Genomic DNA, 19,299 nt, shown 5'->3' on the forward strand with positions numbered 1-19,299 from the left:
CTAATAGACGTTCTTATCAATTAAAATTTCTAATATACTTCATATGCTTGACTTTATTAAAAAATTATTTATGTATCAAATACTCGGGAAAGTCTTCAACTCTTTCACAACAAATCTGTTCCATGACTTGTTGCAATTGTGTTTTAAGTATAGAAATGGTATGATCCCCTCCGTTCTTACCTAAGGCAGAAACACCATACATAAAAGAACGCCCCATAAAAGTGAACTTAGCACCACTTGCAAGTGTTCTTGCTATGTCAGGCCCAGAGCGTATACCACTGTCCATCATAATGGTAATTTGATTCCCGTACTTTTTAGCGATTCTTGTCAGTGGTTTAATTGTAGATTCGCCAGCATCTAATTGACGCCCTCCATGATTGGAAACTATAATACCATCTAATCCCAGTTTAATAGCCATTTCAGTATCTTCTTCTGATGCAACACCCTTTAAGACTAATTTGCCTTTCCACATATCTCGGATTGGTTTTATTTTCTCTTCATTCAGCCTGCCAGAAAATGTTTGATCCATAAATTGACCAAGCTGTTTCAAATCTAGATTTTTTGGCATATAGGGTTTTAAGGTTTCAAAATTAGGTTGCCCATATTTAAGAGTTTCGAGTGCCCATTTTGGCTTACCAAGGATTTGTAAAATATTATTCAAAGACATTTTTGGTGGCATTGCAAGGCCATTTCGTATGTCTCTAGGTCGATACCCAAATGTGGGGACATCACAAAGAACTACAAGAACAGGACACTCCACAGCTTCAGCTCTTTTTAGAATATCATCTCTAAGTTTATTTTCAGCTGGGTGATACAATTGAAACCAGGTCTTGCCTTCTGTTATCTCAGAAATACGTTCAATGCTACTAGTGGTTACTGTACTTAAGATAAAAGGAATGTTATGGGCAAAAGCTGCTTTGGCTAATATTTCAGGGGCATTTGGCCACATTAAACCTTGTAAGCCTACTGGGGCAATTCCAAATGGAGCAGAAAATTCTTGACCGAATAATTCAGTTTTCATACTTGAACCCGAATGATTACTTAAATAATTAGGCAAAAGTTCTACTTCACGAATTTCTTGCGTATTTTTTATCAAATTAACATCTTCATTGCAACCACCATCTAAATATTCAAAGGCGAACTTCGGAATTCTTTTTTTTGCTTTTTCTCGTAAATCCTCTACGGATGGAAACTTAGTATTGTAACTTATTTTTTTTGAATACTTCATGGTCAGGTTAAATAGAAATATTTTAGGTTAAAAGTTATCTGAACAAACTAGTACTTAACCAATTGTTCTGTTTATAGATCGATAACTATAAATGGCTACAATGATCAAACAGATGAAAGGTAAGATAAATGAGGCATTGACTTCGGGAACAAAACCAAAAATTTTTAAATCATTGAGCCCTGTGCCGCCAGCATCAATAATTTTACCTTGAAGAGGAGGCATTAAAGCACCACCTACAATTGCTAAAATTAAACCAGCTGAACCTAACTTTGCTTCATCACCCATTCCGTTAAGAGCTATTCCATAAATTGTTGGGAACATAAGGGACATAGCAAATGACACGCTTACCAAACAATATAAGCCTAACATGCCATTAATAAAGATGGCACCTGCACAGAATAACATCCCTAAAATAGCGAACAATAACATAAGTTTAGCCGACTTTATATATCTTATTAAGAAGGTACAGATCCAACGAGCTATTAAAAATAGAATTGTTGAAGCTGCGACATAAACTGTTGCATTGAGTTGATCACTTTCCGGCCTGGTAGCATTTAAATTTGTAATGTATTGATAAATAAATGTCCAGACCATGATCTGACATGCGACATAAAAGAATTGTGCTAAAACACCTTCATAATAGTTTTTATTGGCGAACAATTTTGAAATGGTCTCTTTTAATGTCAATTTATCAGATGCTTTTCTTTTTTCTTCAATTTTTATGAGAAAAAACAAGAGCATAATTACTAAAACTACGACCCCAAGCACAACATAAGGAGTACTTACAACACCCAAGTCATGTTCAATTATTTGTTGTTTTTGTTCTGGTGTAAGTAAGCTGGTGTTATTTTCTGAACTTGCACCTATTTTAGTTTCTAAACGCTCAACGACATAAATTCTGGCTACCATTTGCCCAGCTAAAGCTCCCATAGGATTAAAAGCCTGCGATAAATTAAGTCGTTGTGTTGCTGTTTCACGATCTCCTAATTCCAATACCATTGGGTTGGCAGTAGTTTCTAAAAATGCTAAACCAAAAGTCAATAGATAAAAAGAAATTAAGAATAGATTATAATTTACTGACGTCGCTGAAGGATACATCATAAAAGAACCCATCATAAAGAGAAATAACCCTAGTATAATGCTCGACTTATAACTAAATCTTCTTATAAATAACGCTGCGGGTATGGCCATTGTAGCATACCCCCCATAAAAGGCTAACTGCACATAGGATGCTTTAACATTAGATATGTTTAAAACGTTTTTAAACACTTCTACCATAGGATTGGTCAAGTCATTTGGAAAGCCCCATAAAAAAAATAATGAGGTTACAAGAATAAATGGTAATAAATACTCTTTAGAAATTACAGATGTTTTTTTGTTTGTTTTCATCATTATAAAGCACGATCTAAATGTGTGTAACCTCCATCCACGAAAATCAACTGACCAGTAATATGACTCGATTTTCCTGATAATAAGAAAGCAACCATGTTTGCTATTTCTTCGGTAGTAGTCATTCTATTTTCTAGAGGAATTTTATCTGTAATTTGTTTTAACTTGTTTTCAGGATTAGGAAAGGTTTTAATCCATTTATCATACAATGGAGTATAGCACTCCGCAACTATTACGGCATTTACACGAATACTATAGGGTAGGAGCTCTACAGCCCATTCTCTTGTTAAAGCATTTCTTCCTCCATTGGCAGCAGCATATGCTGATGTTCCTCCTTGTCCAGTTACTGAAGTTTTAGATCCAATATTGACAATAGCGCCTTTACTCTTTTTAAGTTCGGGTAAGGCATGATGAGCCATTAAATAATAATGCGTGAGATTACGGTTTATAGACCGAATAAAATCTTCATAATTTCCATGTTCTAAACCTACCCCATCGTTTACGCCTGCATTATTAACTAATCCATCAATTTTCCCAAACTTTTTAATTATCCTGTTAACAGCGTTTTTGCAATCTTCAGGCTTTGTTAGTTCAGCAAAGGCGTAGTAAGCTTTACCACCGGTACTTTCAATTGTCTTAATGGCTTTAAGTACATTTTCTCTATTTCTTCCTACAATAACTGGTATAGCTCCTTCTTTGGCAATGACATTACAAATGCCATTACCGATACCTTTAGAGCCTCCGGTTACTATAATGATCTTTCCTTTAAGTGCTAAGTCCATCTTTTAGTTTTTTGTTAAAGCATATACTTTAGTAGCATTATGTCCCATAATATTGTTCTTCTCTCTTTCAGAAAACTGAGATATATAAGTCTTTACTAAGTCAAGCATTTCTTTGTATTGACCAGCTAAAAGGCATACAGGCCAATCTGATCCGAATAGTATTCTGTTAGTACCAAAAGCTTCGAAGATTATATCCAGATAGGGTTTGAAGTCTATAGGTTTCCAATGTTTAATGTCAGCTTCGGTGATCATTCCAGATACTTTACAATAAACATTTGATGCTTTAGACAGTTCTAAAATATCTTTTTCCCAATCTCTTATTTTTCTATCTTTTATATAAGGTTTGGCCATATGGTCTAACACGAACTTTTGGTTCGGAAATTTGTTAGCTAGTGCAATAGCAGCCTTTAATTGCGGAGGGAATACTAAAATATCGTAAGTAAGATTGTGTGGAGCTAATTTGCTTATACCTATTTGAAAATCTCTACGTAGCATAAAGTCGTTCGTTTCAGCTTGAACAATATGCCGAACACCTTTAAACTTTAAATATTTAGAAAAATAATCTAATCGCTCTTCAACATTATTGGCCAACAGATCAACCCATCCAACTACTCCTTTTATAAAGCTGTTTTCTGAAGCTAAATCTAAAAGGAAATGTGTTTCTTTTTCAGACTGGTCAGCTTGTATAGCTATACAACCATTTATATTATTAGCATCAAAAATTGGTTTTAAATCGTTTGGTAAAAAATCTTTTCTAATGATTTGCATAGAATCATCTATCCAACTGTCTCTTGCCGGATCAAATATCCAAAAATGTTGATGGCTATCTATAATCATTAATATGCTACACAAGTTTGTTTTGAAACTCCTAATCCTTCAATACCAAGTTCTATAAGATCGTTGGGTTTTAAATATCTTGGAGGTGTTAAACCTAAACCAACACCGAATGGAGTGCCAGTAGAAATTATATCACCTGGCAATAAGGTCATAAATTGACTAATATGGCTTACGACGTACTGAACATTAAAAATAAAATCTGATGTTGAACTATTTTGCATCATTTCTCCATTTAACTTTAACCAAAGGTTTAAATTATTGGGGTTTTTAATTTCATCTTTAGTAGCTATAAATGGACCTATGGGAGCAAAAGTATCGCAACTTTTTCCTTTTACCCATTGTCCTGACCTCTCTAATTGAAATTCCCTTTCACTAACATCATTGTGAAGTACATATCCCGCAACATGGTCTAAAGCATTTGTTTCATCTACATAAGAGGCCTTTTTGCCAATAATAACGGCTAGTTCTACTTCCCAATCTGTTTTAGTACTATTTTTTGGAATAATTATGTTGTCGTTAGGACCAGTAAGGGCTGTAGTTGACTTAAAGAATAATACTGGTTCTTTCGGTATTTCCATGCCGCTTTCAGCTGCGTGCTGAGCATAATTTAAACCAACACATACTATCTTGGAAGGCCTAACGAGCGGTACGCCTAAACGCACATCCTTATTTACTCTAGGGCATTTAAATTCATTTTTTTGAAGCCAAGCCCTCAAATCATTTATTCTTTCTTTCCCAAAAAAACTTTCATCATAATCCATTCCAAATGATGACACATCAATTCTAGTCCCATCAAATAGTTGAACTCCTGGCTTTTCTGATCCTAATTCTCCAAATCGTATTAATTTCATAATTTCTTAAATGTTATCAGTTTAATGTTACAAACCCACCATCAACTGCATAATTAGATCCGGTTATAAAACTCGCTTCATCAGAACATAGATATAACGCTAAATCGGCTATTTCTTGCGGTTTGCCCATTCGCCCAATAGGCTGAGCCTTCGACAATTTTTGAAACATTTCTTCTTCTTTTCCAGGGTAATTCTTAGCAATAAAATTATCAACAAAAGGCGTATGAACTCGCCCAGGGGATATACAATTGCACCTAATATTATGATTTAGATAGTCATTGGCAATCGAATACGTCATTGTAAGAACAGCACCTTTTGTCATTGAATAAGCAAAACGATCTGGAATGCCAACTGAAGATGCGATAGATGCTAAATTTAGAATTACTCCACCCTTATTTTTTTTAAAAAATGGTATACAGGCTTTGGAACAATTATAAACCCCTTTGATGTTAATATCGTACAACCTATCCAAATCTTCTTCAGTTGTCTGCTCTATTGTACCAACATGGGCAACACCAGCGTTGTTAATTAATATATCTATGTGTTTATTTTTTGTAATTTCTTTTACAGTTTTAATTACTTCTTGTTGGTTTGAAACATTGCATTTATAGGGAGTAGCTTTTTTTCCTGCACTTATAATTTTATTTACCACCTTTTTAGCTGCATCAAAATTATAATCTATGATATGTACGTAAGCACCATTTAAGGCAAAAGTTTCTGAAATTGCTTCTCCAATACCACTACCTCCTCCAGTAATAATTGCTACTTTATTATTTAAATTAAATTTCATAAAAATTATAATTTTACCTTCTTTTGGCTTTTTTACTCCAAACTTCTCCATTAGGATAGCTATATTTTTCAAGCGATTCTGCTTTCATGGTTATGCTATAACCTGGAAATTTTGGTGGCATATAAGCTCCATTTTTTATCACCACAGGTTCATAAAAATGTTCATGTAAATGGTCGACATACTCAATTATTCTGTCTTCCATAGTTCCGCTTATCGCAATGTAGTCAAACATTGATAAATGTTGCACATACTCGCACAGACCAACTCCTCCTGCGTGAGGGCATATAGGAATATTGAATTTTGTAGCCATTAGCAAGATCGCTAGAATCTCATTAACTCCACCCACTCTACAACTATCAATTTGACAAATACCAATAGCATTTGCTTGCATTAATTGTTTGAACATTACCCTGTTATGGCAGTGCTCACCAGTTGCGACTTTGATTGGAGCTACAGCTTTGGCAATTTTAGCATGCCCTAAAATATCATCTGGGCTTGTTGGTTCTTCAATCCACCATGGCTCGAATTGAGATAGATGCTGCATATTTTTAATTGCTTCATCAACATCCCATTTCTGGTTGGCGTCCATCATAAGTTTGATATCATAACCAATTTCTTCTCTAATTATTGATGCTCTTCGTATGTCATCTTTCAAATCAGCTCCAACTTTCATTTTCATGTGTTTAAAGCCAAATTGTTTAGCTTCTTTGCAGAGCGTTCTCATTTTCTCATCCGAATACCCTAACCACCCGGCAGAAGTTGTATATGCTGGGTAACCATGATTAAGCAAATTCTCTATCCTTTCTTTTTTTGTGGGTTCATTATTTTTTAGAATCTGTAGAGCTTCTTCTTTATTTATGGCATCAGTTATATAAGTGAAATCTATGCAAGAGACTAATTCTTCAGGCGGCATATCAGCTAAAAGTTTCCATAGAGGCTTGCCTTCTACCTTGGCGTACAAGTCCCAAACGGCATTAACTACTGCTCCAGTGGCTAAATGTATGACACCCTTTTCAGGGCCTAACCATCTAAGTTGGCTATCACTGGTAATCATCTTCCAGAAATCTCCCATATTGCTAGTGAATGATGCTAAATCTTTTCCTGTAATTAAATGAGAAAGGGATCTTATAGCTGCCACACATAATTCATTGCCTCTGCCTATAGTAAAAGTAAGCCCGTGACCTTCTATTTCTGGATGATTAGTTTTTAAAATTACATACGCAGCAGAGTAATCTGGACTTGGGTTCATTGCATCAGAACCATCTAATGAATCACTCGTAGGGAATCTAATATCATGTGTTTCTATTTCCGATATTATTATTTTATCAGCCATCTATATATTGCATTCTTATATTCTCTAACAAAACTATATTTAGGTCGTAACTTTAGCTACATCAATTATTACATTTAATGATACTTTTTTTGCCCTAGCTAGAAAATTTAACTAATAAACTTCCAATTTATCATATCTTTTTAAGTATTCGGAAGGAGACATTTTTGTTATGGATTTAAATTGTCTATTAAAATTAGATATATTGTTAAAACCAGATTCATAGCAAATTGCTGTTATATTGGACTTATTTTCTATTAGTAATCTACAAGCATAACCAATTCGTATTTCATTAATGTACTTTGTAAAAGTTTTTCGATTAACACGTTTGAAAAATCTACTAAATGCTGAAGGATTCATATGAGCTATCTCCGCAACATCCGAAAGATTGATTTGCTGTTTGAAATTCTTGAATACATATTCATATACTTTATCAAGATGCTTGTTCTCATTCTTATAAAATGAGTTTATATATCCATTACTCGCCAATGATTGAAATGAATCATGTTTGGCAAGTTCATTTAAAATTTGCAGAAACAAGATTGTTCTATCAAAGCCGTTAATATTTTGTAATTTTACTATAGATTGAGCTATTTTTGTAGTGTCCCCTAAAAATTTGATACCATATTTGGCTCTGTTAACCAGATCATTTACGTGGTTCATTTCGGGAGCCTTTAGAAAATCATAACCTAAGAAATTTTCATTGAAATGTATTGCTATTGCTTCAGCCATTAAGGTAGAAGATTCATCAAAATAAATATCATCATTCAACCACATATGGGGTAAATTCTTACCAATTAATACAATATCTCCTTCGTCGAATTTTTCAATATTGTCTCCAATAAAACGAGTACCGGTACTTTTTATAGATAAGACCAATTCCAATTCCGGATGATAATGCCATATCTTCAAGAAGTAGGGGTATTTATTATATTTTACTGTTATACTAGTGTTCTCTTTACTACTTCTATCTAATAAATGTAATTTCATAATCAACAAATTAACATTAAAAATATACACAATTAACAATAAATTAGATTAAAGAGCAAAAAAAGTATCATGTTTAGTTTAAAGAGTAGTAGTTCTACCTTAATTTGCAAACTATTTTTGGATCGTATTTATTCAAAGCTATTTGAATTATATAGTTGTATGAACTAATAAAATAATTAACTGATGAATTCAAAATTACTATCCCCAAAAGCTATTAGATTACTTTTTCTAATAATTATTCAAACTTTTTATAGTTATTCTTCATTTGGATTAAATAATTCAGATAAGGAATTAGATGTAAATGAGGATTTGGCTTTTTACAAGAGTTCAATCCAAGAAAAAATTATTTCCGGTAAAATTACTGATGAAAATGGCGAACCTTTACCAGGAGCAACAATTCAAGCAGAGGGCTCAACTGTGGGTGCGTCTTCAGATTTTGATGGAAACTATAGTATTACTGTTCCTGACGGTACAGTTAATCTCGTAGTTTCTTATGTAGGCTATAAATCACAGACAGTAGGTATTAATCAAAGAACAACAATAAATGTTCAGCTTCGGGTTGACGCAGCACAACTTCAGGAAGTGGTAGTTGTTGGTTACGGTACAGTTAATAAAGCGGACGTTACAAGTGCAATTTCATCAATTAAGACTAGTGATTTTGAAAACATACCAGTTACAAGTATTGAACAAGGTATTGCTGGTCAGTTAGCTGGTGTTGAAATAACTCAAAACTCCGGCCAACCTGGACAAGCAAATTCCATAAATGTAAGAGGTGTTGGTACGATAACTGCAGGAACCCAACCTTTAATTGTGGTTGATGGATTACCTTTATCTCAAGAATCTTCACTAAGCTCAATAAGTCCAAATGACATAGCTTCTGTTGAAGTGTTGAAAGATGCAGCTTCTGCTTCTATTTATGGCTCAAGAGGAGGGAATGGTGTTATTATAATTACCACAAAAAAAGGAAGATCAGGAAAGCCACAATTTAGTTTCAGTTCGTATGTAGGCTTTCAAGAGGTTGCAAACCGTTTAGATTTGATGAATGCTCAAGAGCACGCTATTTGGGATAGAGATGCGCGTAATAACTACTACCTTCAATTTGATGATGGTTCTTTTTCTACTAATGATGATAATGCTACCAGAGAAGCTAATGCTAGTTCGTTTGGGTTTAACCCAAGAAAGGCAATTATTCCTAGTTATGTACAGCCATGGTTAACAGGCGGTGATACATCTGGTTTAACTAATACAGATTGGCAAGATGAGTTGTTCAGAAATGCATTAATTCAAAATTATCAGTTATCCGTTAATGGGGGTAACGAAGATTTATCTTATTTTGTTTCTGGAACTTATTTTAATCAAGAAGGTATTGTACTTGGTTCAGACTTTGAACGTTTTAGTTTTAGAGCAAACCTTGAAGCCAAACTTTCAAAGAAGTTAAAGTTTGGTATAAATATGGCACCATCTTTAACACAAGAAAACTTAATTCCAACGGGATTTAATGCTTCACCAATTAATAGTGCTATTATTGCATTGCCATATTTTCCCGCATATAATCCAGATGGTTCTTTGGCAATAGGTGAGCAAATTATTGGAGCCACAGAAGGAGACCAAGCTAGGTCTGAAAACCCCGTGGCCTTGGCTTTATTAAGAGATGATAAAAGAAGAACAGGCTTATTTCAGGGAGGTACTTTCCTTGAATTAGAATTGATTGAGGGATTAAAGGCTAAAACGTATTTCGGTATTGATTATGCTAGCGCAAGAAGAAATATTTTTGATCCATCTGTTGTCGGATCACGTAACAGGGCAGCTCCTGATATTCCAAATGGTGAAACGCAATCTAGAGAATTAACAAATTGGCTTGTTGAAAACACCCTAGTTTATGACAAGGTAATAAATGATAAGCATAATTTAAATCTCCTATTAGGTTATTCTTTTCAAGAAGAAACCTTAGAGACAACAAGAATCACTGCCACCGATTTTCCGAATGATTTTGTTACTACTTTGAATGCAGGGATCATCAATGGGGGAGAATCTAGAAAATCTAAATCAGTGCTAATTTCGTATTTAGCTAGATTACAATATGATTACCAAGGCAAATATTTATTTACAGCTGCAGTACGTCGTGACGGATCATCTAGATTTGGTTCAAATACTCGATTTGGTACATTTCCTTCTTTTTCAGCAGGCTATAGAGTTAGTGAAGATTTATTTCCTGAATCAGAAATAATTAATGATTTAAAATTAAGAGCTAGTTGGGGGATAACTGGTAACAATCAGGTTGGTGATTTTGGATCGCAAGCTTTGTTAACGAGTTCAAATGCAATTCTAGACGGAGGAATTCAAAATGGTTTATCTCCTAATACCTCACCAAATCCTAATTTAAGTTGGGAAGAAACCAGCACAGTTGATATAGGTTTCGATATTGGTTTTTTAAAGAATAGAATAACAGCATCATTTGACTATTATTTGTCTACTACAAATGATCTACTACTACAAGTTCCTGTACCAGCACATTCTGGATTTACATCATCATTACAAAATATTGGTAAAGTTGAGAATAAAGGAATTGAGCTAGCAGTAAAAACTAATTATAATTTGGGACCTGTTAAAGCAACTACTTCTTTTAATATTGCATCTAACAAAAATAAAGTCTTAGAATTAGGCCCAGGGCAGGATGAAATTATAACGGGCAGAAATATTACACGAATAGGAGGAGAACTTGGAGCTTCATATGGCTATAGAACGAATGGTGTTTTTACTTCACAGCAACAGATAGATAATACTCCTAGTTTATCATCAGCTCAAGTTGGTGAATATGTTTATGTTGATGCTAACGGAGATGGTCAAATAACATCAGCTGATCGTGTAGTTTTAGGTTCAATTTTTCCAGACTACACTTTTGGTATCAATACACGGTTTTCTTATAAGAATTTTGACTTAAGTGCAGTAATTCAGGGAGTTCAAGGAGTACATGTGCATGATAGAACAATTAGCGTTTTACTCTATAATCCAGAAGGTTGGGGTAATGGTTCTAGAGATTATTTCAATAACTATTATACCCCTGAAAGAAGTGAAAGTTCAATATATGCAAGACCAAATGCTATACCTAGGGACAATGGATTTTATAGAGAAACAGATGTTTTACAAGATGATGCTTCTTTCGTTAGATTTAAGAATATAACTTTAGGTTATACGTTACCAAAAAAGGTGGCTGAAACATTAAATCTTAATAGTTTTAGGATATATGCAAGTTCTAAAAACCCATTTACATTTACTGATTATAGAGGTTATAATCCAGAGCAGAGATCGGGTAATGTTTTAAGTCCAACTACGGGGTTTGATAATTATCCTGTTGATAGGTCTTTTGTACTTGGGTTAAATGTAAACTTTTAAAAAAAAAAAAAAATGAAGAATTATAAAACCATATTATTCACAATCATAGTAGTCGTTTTCATGACAAACTGTGAAGATCGATTAGAAATTAGTTCAATTTCAGACGTAAGTGTCGACGGTTTTTTTAACACAGAGGCTGATATTGAGCAAGCGACTGTAGCTGCCTACGATGCACTTCAAGATGAGGGTCAGTACAAATTTGATTTCATGTTCATGATGGAAATAAGAGCTGATGATGCTTTTGTCGAAAGTCCTACAAATAGTGGTGGTGCTCAAGGGGATATTGACTTATTTCAAATTACACCTGGTAATTTTAGAATTGAAGATTCTTGGAACAGCTGTTACAAAGGTATACAGAGATGCAATATTGTTTTGAATAGGATAGATGGTGTAGAAATGGATGCCACTTTAAAAAATACTAGATCAGGAGAGGTGAAATTTTTACGAGCATTAACATATTTTAACTTGATTAGACTATGGGGCGATGTACCATTGGTTACTAGTGAGACGGCGGACCCTTTTGAAGCGTTTAGTATTGGCAGAACACCCATTAATGAGGTTTATAACCAAATAGTTACGGATTTAGAACAAGCAATTGATCAGTTACCATCTAGTAATGGAGTGGGAAGAGCGACCAAAGGAGCGGCTCAGACCCTGCTTGGAAAAGTATACTTAACTTTAGGTAATTGGAGCGATGCAATATCGGTTTTAAGTGCGGTGTCAGGCTACAGCTTAAATGCGAATTTTGAAGATAACTTTGGTAGTGCAAATGAAAATGGTATTGAATCAATTTTTGAAGTACAGTTTCAGGCTGGAAATGGCGAAGGGAGCATTTTCCCGAATCAGGTGGCTCCTGTAGGCTCAGCAAATGAATTATTAGGAGGGATTGGAGTTCAAAGAGGGGAGAATATTCCATCAAACGATTTATTTGCATCTTTTGAAGCAGGCGATCTTAGAAGGGATGCCTCTATTGGTATTCTGTCCAATGGAACAACAAAGTATGCGAAGAAACTTGTTGAAGTTCCCGCAGCCGATCAAGATTCCGATTTAAACTTTATTGTGTTGCGTTATGCAGATGTTTTATTAATGCATGCTGAAGCATTGAACGAGCAAGGATATATCGCAGACGGTGAAGCGTTTAATTTATTAAATCAGATAAGAAACAGAGCTGGTCTGGCTTCTTTGACATCCTCTGATGTACCTGACCAAGTAAGTTTCAGAAATGCGGTATTAAATGAAAGAAGACATGAGTTTGTGTCAGAAAACCAAAGATGGTTTGATTTAGTACGTACAGGCAGAGCAGTTGATACAATGAATGCAAGTACTTCGGCTTTTACGGTTAGTGATTTTCAATTAATATACCCTTTACCATTAAGTGCAATTGATGCAATTAATGATGCGTCAATTTTTCCTCAAAATCCTGGCTATTAAATTTAATAAGGTTTTAACGGGCTGTTAGAGAATATTTTTTACTTTAACCAAGCCCGTTATTCTAATTAAAAATCTATGAGATCATTTTTATTATTTTCAATTATCATTTTCTCTTTTTTTCTATCATGCAAGGAGAATGTAGTTCAAAAAGAAGAAATTGAAGTTCAAAAAAGCGTTAAGAATGCTGAGTCAATACTTGAAGAATTAAAAAATCCAACAGCATCTAATATTCTTGTTGTTGCACATAGAGGATATTGGAGGTATGCTCCGGAAAACTCTTTGGCAGCTGTACAGGCATGTATTGATCTTGGTGTTGATATTGTTGAAATCGATGTCCGTTTGACAAAAGATGGCCATTTAGTGGCAATACATGACAAAACTGTTGATAGAACGACTAATGGAAGTGGGAAAGTTGAAGACTTTACATTAGAAGAAATAAAAAAATTACGATTGAATAATGGTTGCGGTGTAAAAGGATCTATGCAGCAAGTTCCAACATTGGAAGAAATTATGCTTCTTGCAAAAGATAAGATTTTAATTAATCTAGATAAGACTGAAGGAGAAACCGTACGGCAAGCGTATGATGTTTTAAAAAAAACAGGAACAGTTGATCAAGCAATTTTTAAGGGGAATGATAACTACAAAGTAATGCATGAAAGATATGGGAGTTTGTTAGACTCTATAATTTATATGCCTAAGCTTTGGTATAAGAATAATGATGTAAGGGGTTATATGGAAGAATATGAAAGAGAATTAAATCCTTTTATGTATGAAAATTTGTTTGATTCAGAAGATGCAGAAACTTTCGATTTAATTCCAACAATAAGAAATCAAAAAGATACTTTCTTAGCCATTGCTTTATGGGACGAACTCTGTGCTGGTTATACTGACGAAAAAGCTTTAATTGACGGACCAGATAAATCTTGGGGAAAATTAATTGATCTAGGAGCAAATGCCATTATGACCGATAGACCAAAGGAGTTAATAGAATATTTAAGAGAAAGAAAGCTACATAAGTAGTGAAAGTTATTCGTATCAAATAATTAGAATAACTATTTGAATTAGTTTAGTTTGAGAGTGATAAATATTATCACTCTTTTTTTTGACATAACTTGATAATTACTCTTGAAATAAGATTTCCAATGCCTTTTATCTGGTATGATACTGAGATGAAATCTCTTATATTCAAAAAAAATGCAAAAAAAGTATCATATTAGGTTTGATTTGTGGTAGTAATTAGAAGTAATGGCATTTACTTTTACCATAGTTTATTTTCATAATATATTTATTTGAGTTAGTTAGATTAAAGAATGGTTGATTTTATAAATCAGCCATTCTTTGGTAATATGATTCCCATGAAATACAAAAAATACGTAATCATATTATTAGCTTTTTTAGGATGTAAAAACGGTATAGAAAGTGCAAAAGGTGCAGCTAGTGAATCTTTAGCTGAGGAATTAAAAGTATGGCATCAGGGTTACCTTGATATACATCATATTAATACGGGTAATGGAGATACAACTTTTATGGTTCTTCCAGATAGCACGACACTATTATTTGATGCTGGTTTACTAGATAAAGAAGAATTTGAAAAAAAATGGGCACCACTAAAAGCTACCGCTACATTGCCCAATGATTCATTATCTGCTGCACATTGGATTGCACATTATATAAAAACTGTTTTACCATTAAAAAAGATACCTAAAATTGACTATGCTGTCGTTTCTCATTTTCATGGGGATCATTATGGAAGTTTGGTTGAATTAGCTCGTTATATTCCCATAAATAAGATCATAGATAGAAACTATCCCAATTACAATTTTCCGATTAATTTAAAAAAGTTTCTAAAAAAGGATTCGATTTTTCAGGAATACATCGCATTCATAGAAAAAAGTAAAATCCCATCAGAATCTTTAAGTGTAGGAAGTGATTCGCAGTTGAATTTGGTATATCGGCCTGAGGATTTTAAGACCTTTAAAATCTCTAATGTCAAATCAAACGGTACTATATGGACAGGTGTCGAAAACAGAGCATTCGAATATTTTTCGGCAAATGATATGATTGCATTTTACAATGGAAATTATAATGAAAACCCATTAAGTATCGCGTTGAAAATTTCCTATGGTAAATTTGATTACTTCACTGGTGGAGATAATACAGGGCTACAAGGATATGGATTGCCGAAATGGTTTGACGTAGAAACACCAATAGCAAATGCAGTAGGCAAAGTAGAGGTAGCAACCTTAAATCATCATAGTAATAGAGATGCAACAAACAGCTTTTTTATTAAGACGCTTAACCCTAAAGTAGTTGCGCAGCAATCATGGTGCTCAGACCATCCTGGGCAAGAAGTGTTTCAACGCCTTATTCACAAAGATAGTCTAAGTGAGGATAGAGATATTTTCGCTACCAATATACATCCAGAAACATTAGTTACTTATGGCCCATGGTTTAAAAAGAATTATAAAAGCATGCAAGGTCATATTGTAATTAGGGTGTATCCTAATGGAGATGCTTATGAAGTTTTTGTATTAGATGACTCATCTGCAAAACTATTAATCAAAAAAAAGTATGGGCCTTATCAAGCTCGCTAAATGTAAATATTTCATTTATGATATTAGATTCAGAATTGATTTTAAACCCAGACGGAAGTATTTTTCATCTTCATTTAAAACCACATCAGGTAGCTGATACCATAGTTTTAGTTGGGGACCCAAAAAGAGTTGATATTATTAAATCTTTTTTATCTGATGTTGAATATACAATTCGTAATCGCGAATATGTAAGTACAACGGGCAGGTATAACAATAAGAGAATTACTGTTGTATCCACAGGAGTTGGAATTGGCAACATCGATATAGTACTTAATGAACTTGATGCTCTTGTCAACATAGATTTTGATAAAAGAGAGGTCAATAGTAAGCTTAGAAAACTCAATATCATTCGAATTGGAACTTCTGGAAGTCTTCAAAAAGACATAGAGGTAAATTCGTACGTTCTTTCAGAAAAATCCATAGGTTTTGACAACTTACTATTCTTTTATGATAATCATCAAGATGTAATAAATAAGGAACTCATATCCGTTTTTAAATTTCATATTGCACCTGATCATTTGTTTTTTTCCCCTTATATAATTGATGGCTCTGAGCAACTATTCAATGAATTATATAGTGACAAAACTCACTCAGGTGTAACAATTACTTCTCCAGGTTTTTACGTACCACAAGGCAGGGAATTACGGTTAAAAACAAAACTGAAAAATATTAACGATAAGCTTTCTTCTTTTCAGTATAAAGATTACAGAATATCTAATTATGAAATGGAAAGCTCTGCAATGTATGGCTTGGCAAAAATGCTAGGCCATGAGGCAATAGCAATTTGTCTAGTCATAGCGAATAGATTAAACAAAAACGCAAATGAAAACTATAGGGATGAGGTAAAGGAATTAATAAGGTATGTATTAGACAAAATTTCAAGTTGATCCTTAATTAAACTTCGTTAAAAATTAGATAAAAGAATATGTAACAAAGAAGGTGATAGAATAATGAAAATAAAGAAAATATTAGTTGCTAATAGAGGAGAGATTGCTGTCAGGGTATTACGAGCCTGTACAGAAATTAAGCTAAAAACAGTTGCTATCTATACCTACGAAGACCGGTATTCTCAACATAGATATAAAGCTGATGAAGCATATCAAATTGGCAAAAAAGATCAGCCCTTAAAACCATATTTAGATATTAATGCAATAATTAAGTTAGCCAAAGAGAAGAAAGTCGATGCTATCCACCCAGGTTATGGTTTTTTATCCGAAAACTCTGATTTTGCCAGAGAGTGTAGAAAGAATGAGTTAATATTTATTGGTCCAGAACCCGAAGTTATGGATGCTTTGGGTGATAAAATAACTGCTAAAAAAGTGGCAGTCCAATGTGATGTTCCAATTATTGAAAGTAGCAAAAGAGAACTAACATCATTAAGAATAGCTTCTGAGGAAGCTGATCAAATAGGCTATCCTATTATGCTTAAGGCAGCTTCAGGTGGTGGAGGTAGAGGCATGCGTGTAATCAAATCTAAATCAGAACTAGAACGAAACTTTAATTCTGCAAAAAACGAAGCCTTAAATGCATTTGGTGATGACACGATGTTCTTAGAAAAATATGTTGAAGACCCAAAACATATAGAGGTTCAGATTGTAGCAGATGGTTTTGGTAATATTCGACATCTTTTTGAACGAGATTGCTCAGTACAAAGAAGACATCAAAAAGTTGTGGAAGTAGCTCCGTCATTTGGTCTTCCAGATAGCTTAAAGAAAGATCTTTATAAATATGCTATTGCCATTACGACAAAAGTCAATTATAACAATGTTGGAACCGTTGAGTTTTTGGTTGACAAGAATAAAAAGATATATTTTATAGAAGTTAATCCAAGGATTCAAGTAGAACATACAGTAACAGAAATGATTACTGGAGTCGACTTAGTAAAGACGCAAATTTTTATTGCAGGAGGTTATAGGCTTTCCGATAAACAAATTAAAATTTCTAATCAAGATAGTATAACATCAAATGGTTATGCGTTACAATGTAGGATTACAACTGAAGATCCATTAAATAATTTCACTCCTGACTACGGTACAATTTCGACATATAGAAGTGCTTCAGGAATGGGTATTAGACTTGATGAAGGAAGTATTTATCCATCATACAAAGTAAGCCCGTTTTTTGACTCTATGCTTGTAAAGGTGTCTTCCCAAGGTAGAACACTGGATGGCGCTACTAGAAAAATGGTAAGAGCCTTGAAAGAATTTAGAATTCGAGGAGTAAAGACGAATATTTATTTTTTACAAAATATTATTCAGCATGAAAATTTTAGAAAGGGTAAGGTAACGGTGAATTTTATTCAAAATGAACCTGAACTTTTTAAATCTAAACTACCTCAGGACAGAAGTACTAAATTGACAAAATACTTAGCAGAAATCATTGTAAATGGTAATACAGATGTAAAATTTGTAGATAAAAACAAAATATTCAGAAAACCTAAGATACCCAAGTCTTATAATATATCTGAATTCCCTAAGGGTACCAAAGATTTACTTAATGAATTAGGTCCAGATGAGTTTTGTAGCTGGCTGAAAAAAGAAGAAAAAATACATTTTACAGATACTACTATGCGAGATGCTCATCAGTCACTACTAGCAACTCGCATGAGAACATATGATATGTTAAAAGTAGCGGAGAGTTTTGCTAAAAGACATGCTAATACTTTTAGCATGGAAGTTTGGGGTGGGGCTACATTTGATGTTTGCTTAAGATTTTTACATGAAAATCCATGGGGACGTTTACGAGAACTTCGTAAAGCGATACCAAACATATTACTTCAAATGCTTTTACGAGGATCAAATGGTGTAGGTTATAAGGCGTATCCCGATAACTTAATTGAAAGATTTGTAGTGAAGTCTTGGGAAAACGGTATTGATATATTCAGAATTTTTGATTCCTTAAATTGGGTGAAGGCGATGGAACCTAGTATTAATTATGTTCGAAATCATACGGAGGGAATTGCTCAAGCTGCGATAAGTTATACAGGTGATATTTTAGATAGAAATAATTCAAAGTATAGTTTAAAGTATTATACCCAGCTATCTAAAGACCTAGAAAATGCTGGAGCTCATATGGTCGCTATTAAAGATATGGCAGGTTTATTAACACCTTATGCAGCCGTGGAATTAGTGGAAGCTTTAAAAGATACCGTTGATTTACCAATACATCTTCATACTCATGATACATCTTCTTTACAGTCAGCAACATATTTAAAAGCTATTGAAGCAGGAGTAGATGTAGTGGATGTAGCCCTTGGAGGTTTGTCTGGGTTGACATCTCAGCCAAATTTTAATTCAGTAGTTGAAATGATGAAGTACCAAAATAGAGAGCATAGGTTTAATGTAGAAAGCTTGAATGAGTTCTCAAATTATTGGGAAGATATCCGGGAGTATTATTATCCATTTGAATCAGGCTTAAAAGCAGGTACTGCTGAAGTATTTCAACATGAAATTCCAGGAGGACAATATTCGAACCTAAGACCGCAAGCCGAGGCATTAGGGCTCGGAGATCGTTTTGATGAAGTCAAAAAAATGTATGCTGAAGTCAATACTCTTTTTGGCAATTTAATAAAAGTTACTCCTAGTTCTAAAGTGGTTGGTGATATGTCTATTTTCATGGTAACCAATGAATTAAGTCCTGCTGAAATTTTAGAACGTGGTAATGAAATATCTTTCCCAGAATCTG

General features: G+C 33.9%; 14 protein-coding genes. 6 read left to right on the forward strand and 8 right to left on the reverse strand.

Annotation, left to right across the window (positions count from 1 at the left end):
• Positions 1-64 precede the first annotated feature (64 nt).
• The 8 genes from AC1EUY_RS14730 to AC1EUY_RS14765 all read right to left on the reverse strand — a co-directional run bounded on the left by AC1EUY_RS14730 (position 65) and on the right by AC1EUY_RS14765 (position 8,197).
• Entirely contained in the window at positions 65-1,228 is a 1,164-nt protein-coding gene (locus AC1EUY_RS14730; protein ID WP_480196312.1) for an alpha-hydroxy acid oxidase, read from the reverse strand.
• Positions 1,229-1,282: 54 nt separating this feature from the next.
• Positions 1,283-2,617: an L-fucose:H+ symporter permease gene (gene fucP / locus AC1EUY_RS14735; protein ID WP_480196313.1), complete on the reverse strand. Its 1,335-nt coding sequence runs from the start codon at positions 2,615-2,617 to the stop codon at positions 1,283-1,285.
• 2 nt (positions 2,618-2,619) lie between these two features.
• On the reverse strand, positions 2,620-3,399 hold the full coding sequence (locus tag AC1EUY_RS14740) for an L-fucose dehydrogenase (protein ID WP_480196314.1): 780 nt from the start codon (positions 3,397-3,399) through the stop codon (positions 2,620-2,622).
• 3 nt (positions 3,400-3,402) lie between these two features.
• The gene (locus AC1EUY_RS14745) at positions 3,403-4,236 is read right to left on the reverse strand and encodes an amidohydrolase family protein (RefSeq protein WP_480196315.1); all 834 of its coding nucleotides are present in this window, start codon (positions 4,234-4,236) and stop codon (positions 3,403-3,405) included.
• Complete coding sequence (locus AC1EUY_RS14750) at positions 4,236-5,087, reverse strand: fumarylacetoacetate hydrolase family protein (protein WP_480196316.1); 852 nt, start codon at positions 5,085-5,087, stop codon at positions 4,236-4,238. The genes AC1EUY_RS14745 and AC1EUY_RS14750 overlap by 1 nt, the downstream gene beginning before the upstream one ends.
• Before the next feature lie 16 nt (positions 5,088-5,103).
• Positions 5,104-5,877 (reverse strand): SDR family NAD(P)-dependent oxidoreductase, encoded by a 774-nt coding sequence (locus tag AC1EUY_RS14755; protein WP_480196317.1) that lies wholly within the window; start codon positions 5,875-5,877, stop codon positions 5,104-5,106.
• A gap of 13 nt (positions 5,878-5,890) precedes the next feature.
• Positions 5,891-7,210: an L-fuconate dehydratase gene (locus AC1EUY_RS14760; protein ID WP_480196318.1), complete on the reverse strand. Its 1,320-nt coding sequence runs from the start codon at positions 7,208-7,210 to the stop codon at positions 5,891-5,893.
• Between the two features lie 111 nt (positions 7,211-7,321).
• The gene (locus tag AC1EUY_RS14765) at positions 7,322-8,197 is read right to left on the reverse strand and encodes an AraC family transcriptional regulator (RefSeq protein ID WP_480196319.1); all 876 of its coding nucleotides are present in this window, start codon (positions 8,195-8,197) and stop codon (positions 7,322-7,324) included.
• 183 nt (positions 8,198-8,380) lie between these two features.
• Here AC1EUY_RS14765 and AC1EUY_RS14770 point away from each other — a divergent pair, with 183 nt between their 5' ends.
• From AC1EUY_RS14770 to AC1EUY_RS14795, 6 genes are all read left to right on the forward strand, one after another.
• Positions 8,381-11,590, forward strand: a complete 3,210-nt coding sequence (locus tag AC1EUY_RS14770) for a SusC/RagA family TonB-linked outer membrane protein (protein ID WP_480196320.1) — start codon at positions 8,381-8,383, stop codon at positions 11,588-11,590.
• Positions 11,591-11,602: 12 nt separating this feature from the next.
• Positions 11,603-13,021 (forward strand): RagB/SusD family nutrient uptake outer membrane protein, encoded by a 1,419-nt coding sequence (locus AC1EUY_RS14775; protein ID WP_480196321.1) that lies wholly within the window; start codon positions 11,603-11,605, stop codon positions 13,019-13,021.
• Between the two features lie 75 nt (positions 13,022-13,096).
• Entirely contained in the window at positions 13,097-14,041 is a 945-nt protein-coding gene (locus AC1EUY_RS14780) for a glycerophosphodiester phosphodiesterase family protein (RefSeq protein WP_480196322.1), read from the forward strand.
• Positions 14,042-14,376: 335 nt separating this feature from the next.
• Entirely contained in the window at positions 14,377-15,615 is a 1,239-nt protein-coding gene (locus AC1EUY_RS14785; RefSeq protein WP_480196323.1) for a ComEC/Rec2 family competence protein, read from the forward strand.
• Between the two features lie 17 nt (positions 15,616-15,632).
• The gene (locus AC1EUY_RS14790) at positions 15,633-16,502 is read left to right on the forward strand and encodes a nucleoside phosphorylase (RefSeq protein ID WP_480196324.1); all 870 of its coding nucleotides are present in this window, start codon (positions 15,633-15,635) and stop codon (positions 16,500-16,502) included.
• Positions 16,503-16,565: 63 nt separating this feature from the next.
• Positions 16,566-19,299, forward strand: a 2,734-nt coding sequence (locus AC1EUY_RS14795; protein WP_480196325.1) for a pyruvate carboxylase, incomplete at its 3' end; no start/stop codon positions are given.

The organism is Maritimimonas sp. 2210JD6-3 (assembly GCF_056591795.1).